The organism is Bacteroides sp. 4_1_36, from assembly GCF_003466325.1.
Classification (GTDB): domain Bacteria; phylum Bacteroidota; class Bacteroidia; order Bacteroidales; family Bacteroidaceae; genus Bacteroides; species Bacteroides uniformis.
Map to the genome: position 1 here is coordinate 54,238 of NZ_QSOX01000025.1, position 9,097 is coordinate 63,334.

Here is a 9,097-nt window from a genome sequence, read left to right on the forward strand (position 1 = left end):
TGTGGATTCTTTTCTATGCCTGCCTTTGAATATACAGACAACCTGAATGAAGAAACAGACAAGTATCAAGTGAACCATTGACAAAAACAACGAAGCTGGTGAAAAGCAGCTTTGCCGACAAATGTTCATCTTTGTAATAAAAAAATTCATTGCGTATGAAAACAGTTAAGTTGAAAATCAGGAAAGGCATCTCCCTGCTTTACGCGGGTATTTTCGTGTATACCTTTTCCGCTTGCTCTGCCGGAAGGACGGAGCAACAACCGAATAGTGTTTCGCAAGACGAACAACAGTTATATATAGGAGATTCCATTGCCGTAGCACAGACTCAGTATGGCAAAGTGCGCGGCTATCTATTAAGAGATATATACACCTTTTGTGGCATACCGTATGGGGCAAGCACGGCGGGCGAAAACCGTTTCATGCCTCCCCGCGAACCCGAGCCTTGGGAGGGCATCCGTCCAGCGGTCTTTTGGGGCGATACGGCTCCGCAGATTACGACAGGCAAGTACCGCAACACATACACTACATTTACCGACCATTGGAATTACTATGGCGTCAGCGAGGACTGTCTGATGCTAAACATTTGGACGCCCGCCTTGGCCGACACGAAGAAACGCCCTGTGCTGGTATGGATTCATGGAGGCGGTTTTACAAATGGCAATAGCATTGAGCAAGACAGCTATCGGGGCGAGAATCTTAGCCGCTACGGAGACATTGTATTTGTTTCATTAAACCATCGACTGGGCCCTATCGGCTTCAGTGACTTTTCAGGGGTGGATGAGAAGAAGTTTGCCGAGTCGGGCAATGTTGGTATCCTCGATTTGGTGGCCGGCCTGAAGTGGGTACACAACAACATCGCACAATTCGGAGGTGATCCGAGCAACGTCACCATCATGGGCCAGTCGGGCGGCGGAGCTAAAGTGTGCACGCTGGTAGCCATGGCCGAGACAAAGGGTTTGTTGCACAAGGCCGTAGCCTTGAGTGGAAACATCACGGGGGCAATAGATAACAATTACAGTACCGAACTGGGTAAATACATCCTAAAAGAGGCAGGTTTACCACCTTCGCAAATAAATAAATTGCAAGAAATACCTTGGCTCGACTACATCGTCCTGGCCAACCGAGCAGCCGCTAAGTATGACAAGCAACTAGGCGGCAATGGCATGATGCGTGGTTCTTTTGGGCCTGTGGGTGATGGCTTCCACATCCCGATGGATACATTTTATACCGATCCGGAAGCTCCCTCGGCCCATGTCCCCATGCTATTCAGCACCACTACATGCGAGTTCTCCATAAGCCGCGACAATGCTACCCTCGAAAAAATGAATAGAACGCAACTGGTGGAAATGGTGGACAAAATGAAAGGTAAAAACGGTCAGAATATTGTATTGGCTTATGAAAAAGCATTTCCCGACAAGAAACCTATTGAATTGCTCGGCTTGATAATGAGCTCCCGTGAGAAAGTAATTGAAGCCATCAATGCCAAGGCACAACAAAGCGCACCGGTCTATTTAGCATGGTTCGGCTGGGAGCCACCCTTATTCGACGGGCGCATGCGTTCCTTCCATTGTCTGGACATCAGTTTCTGGCTGAAGAATACCGACGTTATGCTTACCCATACGGGGGGAGGCAAGCGTCCGCGCGACCTCTCCACGAAGATGACCGACGCTTTACTGAGCTTCATGCGTACGGGTAGCCCCAATTGCGCAAGCCTGCCTGAATGGCCGCAATATACACCGGACAAGGGAGCCACGATGATGTTGAACGACCAGTGCGAAGTAGTCTACGACCCTGACCGCGAAGCACGCAAAGTGTTAACAGAGTAAACCAAGCATTTTTCCTATTGTTCTATTAGAGTAGGACAATAGGAAAGGCAATACATATCGGCTACCATCCGGTTGCTTCCGCACCATGAGATAGCTGTCTTATTTATAATCTTAAAATTAATTCCAATGAAGAGTAAATTCATTTTAACAGCATTTTTTTGTGTTTGCGGCATAATGCCTATGGCAGCACAATGGCAACGTACGCCTACCCCTAACGACACGCTCCAATCAGTCAAAGTGCTGAGTGACGGCAGGATAGCATTGAATATCTACGCACCCCAAGCCAAGAAAGTAGACATCGAGGGTGACATTATTCCTTGGGGAAAGAAGCCAGATGTGATGAAATCGGTCTCTGGTGTATGGACGGTGACCGTACCTCCAGTAAAAGCTGGAGCCTACCGCTACCACTTTATAGTAGATGGTGTGAAAGTGTTCGATCCCAAGTCTCCCGAGGCACATGAAATCTCAGCCGTACTGAAAGTGGAGGCAAAAGATGGCGATTTTTTCTCCATGAAGGAAGATGTTGCCCATGGTGCAATAGCTCAACGTTATTATCACTCAAAGACTCTGAAGACTACCCGTCGCCTGCACGTATGGACGCCAGCGGGTTATGAGAAAAGTGTGGAAAAATTGCCGGTGCTCTACCTGATACATGGCGGAGGTGATACTGACCTTGCTTGGCCTACGGTAGGCTGCGCAGGCAACATACTCGACAATTTACTAGCCGAGAACAAAATGCAACCCATGATTGTGGTGATGCCCAACGGCTCCATTGCCACAGAAAACCTAATGGACGAAGTACCTCTATTTGCCAAAGACCTGATGAATGACATCATCCCTTACATCGAAGCCAACTACCGTGTACTGACCGACAAAGACCATCGTGCCTTAGCAGGCCTCTCCATGGGCGGCATGGAAACTTTGGAAGCAGGCTTGAATCACTACAAAGAATTCGGCTACTTATGGGTATTGAGCTCTGGATGGTTTGAGACGAACAAGAAAATGTACGCCGAACGCAGCACCTACCTCAAGACCATCGCTCAAGACTTCAACCACACAGTGCACGCCTTGCATTTCACGCAAGGTGGTCCAGAGGACATCGCTTACAACAATTGTAAAGCCATGCTGAAACTGTTTGACGCAGCAGGTATCAACTACAAGTACAGCGAAGCCCCCGGTGGACACACGTGGTACACGTGGCGCAATGACTTGTACAACTTGGCACAACAGTTATTTAAGTATTAAACATGACAATTATCATTGCAAAATACCGAATTACATCCTATTATTAACTTTAATCCCTCCCAGCAGTTCTCCATCCCAAGCTATAAAATTAAGTTTGGAAAATTATATCGTATATATACACATCACGTCACTTACTTACGCAACTACGCACTCCATTCAGATACATTATTAATAAATGAGAAAATAATTTCTAACATAAGTAACTTGAAACACTAATTCTTTCTTCTTTTTACAGAACTCCTAAAGTCTTCTGCTATGAGGTATCCTAAAAAAGAGGGAGTAACAGAAAAAAGAAAGTCCCTGAACCATTAAAATTCAGAGACTTACGATTTTAATTTTTCTATTTTAGCGGAGAGAGGGGGATTCGAACCCCCGATACCCTTTAGGGGTATACACGCTTTCCAGGCGTGCCTCTTCAACCACTCGAGCACCTCTCCTTGTTCGGGGCGCAAAAGTAAGGGAAGTTTTTGGAATTACCAAATGTTCGGGCAAATAATATTAAAAGTCCGTTCAAGCAACCAATGCCGGAACGGACTTTCAACACTCAATAAAACATACTTATCATTACCGTGATCTGACTTCCCGTCTCATAAATATGACATACGAAAGAGCAAAACAGATGACAGTAGCTGCAATCAGTCCGGTGAGCTGCGGCCACACCACCAAAAGACTCTGTCCCAATGGCAGCGGACTGGGAATGGCCCCCTGAACCTGCTCCATAGTAAGCGGCCCCAAACTTCTGACGGAAGGCATCAGCAGCGTTGTGGTCGCCTCATTGAACAGTTCGCTAGGTGCCAGACGCATCAGACCGAGAATAAATTTCTGGTAACTGACTATCTGATAAGGAGATGCCAGCTGCGAAGGGCTCAATGCCTTGGCAACCAGATTGACAATCATCGTATAGAACACGCTGAAAAACAACCATACCGCCACCGAAGCCAATGCCGAGGTGGCCGCCTGACGGAAGCAAAGCGAAAACAGAATGGCCAGATTCAGCCAGAATGCCACATAGAACACACTGATTATGAGAAAGAATACAATCCTCCAAAATTCTTCTGCTGTGGGAGGAATGCCTATCGCTATCAACCCGCAGCCCATTACGAGGAATCCCAGTACAAACAGCATGATACCTATCACAATCAATGCAGCCACGAACTTGGCATTGATAATGCAATCACGATGAACAGGCTGTGACAGCATACGGCTCAACGTCCCCTTGTTCTGTTCCGAATTTATAGCATCGAATCCCAGCGCAATCCCCAACAACGGCCCCAGAAAGTTGATAAACTGCACAAAAGAAGGCAATGTGCCATCCGAGGCTGTGAACAACTTCAAGAAAAGGAACGAACCGTCCGGGTCATTGGGCTTGATGGCGGCACCTATGTTGGTAAGCGAGGTATAGAGTGAGCCCATGCACGTAAGCAAAATGATTCCCATCAAGATAATGAACCGCCAACTTTTCACATGGTCGGATATTTCCTTGTTGACGACTACCCGAAAAGGATAATTGACTTTATTCATGCCTTTCTCCTCCTTCCTCCATATAATGGTTATAAATATCAGATAATTCCTGATGCTTGTCCTTCAAATCAGACATATCAATCAAGGTGACCAGCTTCCCACTGTTGAACAGTCCCACGCGGTCGCAAACTTTCTGCACCTGGTCCAGGTGGTGGGAAGAGAACAAGACGGTCAGTCCCTCCTTCCGGCTCAACTGCCTAATGAGCTCGATGAACTCCTGAACACCGGCAGGGTCTATTCCCGAAGTAGGTTCATCCAGGATTATAATTTCCGGATTTTTGATAAGCACGTCTGCCAGCCCCAATCGCTGGCGCATACCGCGCGAATATTTCCCGGTCTTCTTTTTCATCTGTCCGGCAAGCCCCACATGCTCCATCAGCTCCAGCGCCTTGACTTTCGCTTCGGCATCCGAAATGCCATTGAGACGCGCAGTATATATAAGGTTTTCCGGACCGGTCATGTCATCATAAAACCCCACATCTTCGGGCAGATAGCCTATTTTCCGCTTTACCTCGATAGGATGCCTGGTAGAGTCGATACCGCAAATCTCCACAGAGCCGGAAGTGGGTTCCGTCAGTCCCAGCATCATCAGGATGGTAGTTGACTTGCCGGCGCCGTTTGGCCCCAATAATCCGAAAATCTCCCCTTTACGGATAGTCAGGCAAATGCGGTCTACGGCAGTGAAGCGCCCATACTGCTTGGTCAAGTCTGTCAATGCAATCACTCGCTCGTCCATGCTCACCTCCTTCCATATTTACGGAACAGATAGCATACGGCACCTATGGCAACGATTATTATCAAAACGCCCACCCATCCCCATATCATCGGGGTTTTCACGGCAATGCGGAATTGGGCGTCTGTATTCACTTCAGGAGTTTTGGCCGTCATGGTAGCCACATAATCTCCGGGCAATGCCTTTTTGGATGCTTTCATGATAGCTACGACATTGGCCGTTTCCCCCGCCTTCAGCATATCAATCTTCGAAGGCTCAAAAGACACTTCCCAGTCCACGGGCTTATTGGCAGAAAGCTGGATATCTTTCAACAATGAAGAACCGGTATTCCGGACCACCAACTCGATACGCTTCACATCTCCTGCTGTGATTTCGGTACTCAACAATCCTCTGGGCGTGGACAATTCCATCTCGTAGGAACCCGTGACAACAACTTCCAGCTCCAAGTCGGCAGAAGTCGTACCAGTAGCCGCACGTACCGGAATCTTGTAATTGCCGGCTTCCACATTGGCGGGAGGGACAATCTCTATACTCACATTCTGGCTGCTGTTCGCTTCCACCTGGGCAGAAGTGGCCTGCTTATAGTTAGGCTTGAACACGACACTCCAGCCTCTGGGGGCATTGGCCATCAGCGCATACAGCTGCTGGTCGGCCGTCTGGTTTTTCAAAGTGGCATTGAAGGTAAAGGTGGACTTGGAATTGCCCTGCATATTGGGCTGGTCGGTAGTGAACTCGGTCTGGTAAGTTCCTTTCTGGGCCACGATCACCTCCAGCGGCAGTTTGGTTTCTCCGGCAAATACTGTGAAATGATAACTTCCTTTATTTACTTTTAGAGGAACTTCCACTTTCAAATTGAACGTTTTCTTTTCCTTGGACAGTACAGAAAGCTGGCTGAGGGTCCAGCCGCCTGACTTGATTTCATGCTTCCAACTGCCCGGCAATCCGCTGACCGAGAGATTTGCATTTGTAACCCCGTCCGTGTTGTTAATCAAATCAATGCTGTAATCAATGGACGCTCCGGGCGTCACGGAAATTTTTGTGTAAGGAGTGTACAGAATTATGCTTCCAGATTCATCGGCATGTACACGATTTAAGGGAAAGGCTCCCAACAAAATAACTAACAATAAAATACAATTTGTTCTCATAGTCATAAAAAAGTTCTTATGGTTGTTTAATTATGAATATTTTCCAAATTTGTGTGTTGCAAAAATAAAAGATAGCTATATTAGTAGCTGTTAAAAGAAACAAAAGAATATAATTGCGGACACGATATACCCTGCGATGACCTGCTTTTCTTATCTTTGCGATTCCTATTGATACAAACGAATACCATACCGACATGAGAATCCCTGAAATACGCTTACAGAACCAGCAACTGTCCACTCCACTCTTCGGCCACCCGAAAGAACTGGTCTCCTGGATGGGCGCCATGCAGGCACAAGACTATACAATGGTGAAATGGGCCGTAGGTATGCGGCTGAAGTCACCGGGAATTCAAGCCGTGGAAAAAGCCCTGCATCAAGGGGAAATACTGAGAACCCACGTAATGCGTCCCACATGGCACCTGGTAGCAGCAGAAGACATTCGTTGGATGCTGAAACTCTCTGCACAACGCATCAAATCTGCCAATGATTCTTATGCAAAAGGACATGGTCTGGAAATCACGGAACAGCAATATGACAGAAGCTACACCATACTTGGGAATATCCTCAGCGGGAAGCGAAGCCTGACGAAACAAGAGATTGCGGAACATTTTGAACGTTCGGGACTGCTTGCAGACAACTACCACATGACCCGCTTTATGTCGCGTGCCGAAGTCGAAGGAATTGTGTGCAGCGGAGAATGCCATGGACGGCAACACACCTATGCCCTTCTGGACGAAAGAGTTCCACCTACCCCCGAACTGACGAAAGAAGAAGCGCTGGCCCGCCTGGCTACAGCCTATTTCCGCAGCCATGCCCCTGCTACCCTGCAAGACTTCTCCTGGTGGTCTGGTTTGCCTTTAACGGAAGCAAGGCAAGCCATTTCTCTGATAGAACCGGAACTGATGTCCGAACAATGGAACAGCCAGACATGGTACATCCATGACTCCTGCCGGACATCTGGAAAGGCGACCGGTAACCTGCACCTTCTTCCCTCCTACGATGAATACCTGATAGGATACAAGGACCGGACGGACGTCCTACCCAAAGAGGACTATTCCAAAGCTTTCACCAACAACGGATTGTTCTTTCCGGTACTTCTCTATAAGGGGCATGTAGTAGGAAATTGGAACAAGGCGTCCAAGAAAAAAGAAATCTTCCCGGAGCATTCGCTTTTCCGGAAAGACATCTGCCTGAAAGAGGAGTTGCTGAACCAGGCTAAAGAAAAGTACGTCCGGTTCCTAACACATTAAAGGCGGTCATCGAAGATTTTCATTGAAGAATCTCTCTATTTTGCCGAATGGAATTACCTCTATATTGTCATACAAGTCTACATGGTTTGCACCGGGAATAATCAGCAGTTCCTTATTATCACCCTGCAACTTTTTAAAAGCATCTTCACTGAAATAACGTGAATGGGCCTTCTCACCGTGCAGCATCAACACTGCACTACGGATTTCATCACTATATGAAAGGATAGGCATATTGATGAACGAAAGCGGTGAAGTCTTGTTCCATCCGTGGTTAGAGTTGAGTGACCGCTTATGATAGCCGCGCGGTGTTTTATAATAGGCATGGTAGTCCTTCACAAATTGTGGAGCATCGGCAGGCAACGGGTCTACTACACCTCCTCCAAGAGCAAATGTACCGTTTCTATAATCCTCCGTACGCTGAGCATTAAGCTGGCGCCGCAATTCATGCCGTGCATCGGCATTCATAGAATCGAAATAACCGTTAGCATTGACCCGGCTCATGTCGTACATGGTTGCCGTAACTGTAGCCTTGATGCGAGTATCGATAGCCGCTGCATTAAGCGCCATGCCTCCCCATCCACAAATACCGAGAATGCCGATGCGCTCTGCATCTACATCGTCACGGGTGGAAAGATAATCGACCGCTGCACTGAAATCTTCCGTATTGATGTCCGGCGAAGCCACATAACGGGGCTGGCCGCTACTTTCTCCCGTATAGGATGGATCGAAAACAATCGTCAGGAATCCACGTTCTGCCAATGTCTGCGCATACAAGCCCGAAGCTTGTTCCTTCACGGCACCAAATGGGCCACTGATGGCAATGGCAGGCAATTTACCCGTCACATTCTTGGGTACATACAAATCGGCGGCAAGTGTAATGCCGTAACGGTTGTGGAAAGTTATCTTTTTATGGTCTACTTTATCACTCTGTGGGAATGTCTTGTCCCACTCTTGAATCAGATTCAAATTCTCTTCCATAAATTTATTATCATTATTAGGATTATTTTCTGTTGCAGACAAATGTCCTGCAGCACAAAGGCTAATAACCATCGCCGCACATATGTTTTTTACCATGTTCTTCATCTCTACTTCTTTAAGTTTCGGTTGGAAATTCATTTCTTAATCCATTGCTTGACAGTTTCCCGGCTCGCTCCATTCAGCAGCCTGCCTTTTCCCCAGTTTATGCCGGGGTAATTCGTCTGCAATTCCTTTTCTGCATTAGAAATACTGCTGCTTCCCGAAGTGGCGAATGGAATAACCGTTTTACCTGCAAAATCACCGCTTTCTATAAATGTATTGACGATTCTTGGAGCCAAATTTGTAGATACTAATTGAAAAGTGCACCGTATTTTAATTGAAAAGAGCTCCATCCATACT

At 47.1% G+C, this 9,097-nt stretch carries 8 protein-coding genes and 1 tRNA gene; 3 read left to right on the forward strand and 6 right to left on the reverse strand.

Annotated elements, in window-relative coordinates:
• Positions 1 to 155: 155 nt before the first annotated feature.
• Positions 156 to 1,826: a carboxylesterase/lipase family protein gene (locus DXD65_RS18455; protein WP_117589633.1), complete on the forward strand. Its 1,671-nt coding sequence runs from the start codon at positions 156 to 158 to the stop codon at positions 1,824 to 1,826.
• A 180-nt stretch (positions 1,827 to 2,006) separates the two neighbouring features.
• The gene (locus DXD65_RS18460; protein WP_229075395.1) at positions 2,007 to 3,071 is read left to right on the forward strand and encodes an alpha/beta hydrolase-fold protein; all 1,065 of its coding nucleotides are present in this window, start codon (positions 2,007 to 2,009) and stop codon (positions 3,069 to 3,071) included.
• 349 nt (positions 3,072 to 3,420) lie between these two features.
• Here DXD65_RS18460 and DXD65_RS18465 read toward each other — a convergent pair.
• The 4 genes from DXD65_RS18465 to DXD65_RS18480 all read right to left on the reverse strand — a co-directional run bounded on the left by DXD65_RS18465 (position 3,421) and on the right by DXD65_RS18480 (position 6,476).
• A tRNA-Ser gene (locus tag DXD65_RS18465) sits at positions 3,421 to 3,508 on the reverse strand.
• 127 nt (positions 3,509 to 3,635) lie between these two features.
• Positions 3,636 to 4,592 (reverse strand): ABC transporter permease, encoded by a 957-nt coding sequence (locus tag DXD65_RS18470; RefSeq protein WP_005831677.1) that lies wholly within the window; start codon positions 4,590 to 4,592, stop codon positions 3,636 to 3,638.
• Positions 4,585 to 5,328 carry an ABC transporter ATP-binding protein gene (locus tag DXD65_RS18475; RefSeq protein ID WP_035457716.1) on the reverse strand — a complete coding sequence of 248 codons (744 nt, stop codon included), beginning with the start codon at positions 5,326 to 5,328 and terminating at the stop codon, positions 4,585 to 4,587. The genes DXD65_RS18470 and DXD65_RS18475 overlap by 8 nt, the downstream gene beginning before the upstream one ends.
• Before the next feature lie 2 nt (positions 5,329 to 5,330).
• Positions 5,331 to 6,476 (reverse strand): NEW3 domain-containing protein, encoded by a 1,146-nt coding sequence (locus DXD65_RS18480; protein ID WP_117588484.1) that lies wholly within the window; start codon positions 6,474 to 6,476, stop codon positions 5,331 to 5,333.
• A 188-nt stretch (positions 6,477 to 6,664) separates the two neighbouring features.
• Here DXD65_RS18480 and DXD65_RS18490 point away from each other — a divergent pair, with 188 nt between their 5' ends.
• The gene (locus tag DXD65_RS18490; RefSeq protein WP_057089084.1) at positions 6,665 to 7,720 is read left to right on the forward strand and encodes a winged helix DNA-binding domain-containing protein; all 1,056 of its coding nucleotides are present in this window, start codon (positions 6,665 to 6,667) and stop codon (positions 7,718 to 7,720) included.
• A gap of 6 nt (positions 7,721 to 7,726) precedes the next feature.
• On the opposite strand, the gene DXD65_RS18495 is transcribed toward DXD65_RS18490, so the two are convergent.
• Both DXD65_RS18495 and DXD65_RS18500 read right to left on the reverse strand, forming a co-directional pair.
• Positions 7,727 to 8,803: an alpha/beta hydrolase gene (locus DXD65_RS18495; protein ID WP_117887856.1), complete on the reverse strand. Its 1,077-nt coding sequence runs from the start codon at positions 8,801 to 8,803 to the stop codon at positions 7,727 to 7,729.
• A 29-nt stretch (positions 8,804 to 8,832) separates the two neighbouring features.
• Positions 8,833 to 9,097 (reverse strand): flavodoxin (locus DXD65_RS18500; RefSeq protein ID WP_317125007.1); only part of this gene is annotated, 265 nt, incomplete at its 5' end.

What these genes read in the sequence shown, in the direction of transcription:
- DXD65_RS18455 (WP_117589633.1), top strand. Translation starts at nt 156, where the DNA reads ATGAAAACAGTTAAGTTGAAAATCAGGAAAGGCATCTCCCTGCTTTAC.
- DXD65_RS18460 (WP_229075395.1), top strand. Translation starts at nt 2,007, where the DNA reads ATGGCAGCACAATGGCAACGTACGCCTACCCCTAACGACACGCTCCAA.
- DXD65_RS18470 (WP_005831677.1), bottom strand. Translation starts at nt 4,592, where the DNA reads ATGAATAAAGTCAATTATCCTTTTCGGGTAGTCGTCAACAAGGAAATA.
- DXD65_RS18475 (WP_035457716.1), bottom strand. Translation starts at nt 5,328, where the DNA reads ATGGACGAGCGAGTGATTGCATTGACAGACTTGACCAAGCAGTATGGG.
- DXD65_RS18480 (WP_117588484.1), bottom strand. Translation starts at nt 6,476, where the DNA reads ATGACTATGAGAACAAATTGTATTTTATTGTTAGTTATTTTGTTGGGA.
- DXD65_RS18490 (WP_057089084.1), top strand. Translation starts at nt 6,665, where the DNA reads ATGAGAATCCCTGAAATACGCTTACAGAACCAGCAACTGTCCACTCCA.
- DXD65_RS18495 (WP_117887856.1), bottom strand. Translation starts at nt 8,803, where the DNA reads ATGAAGAACATGGTAAAAAACATATGTGCGGCGATGGTTATTAGCCTT.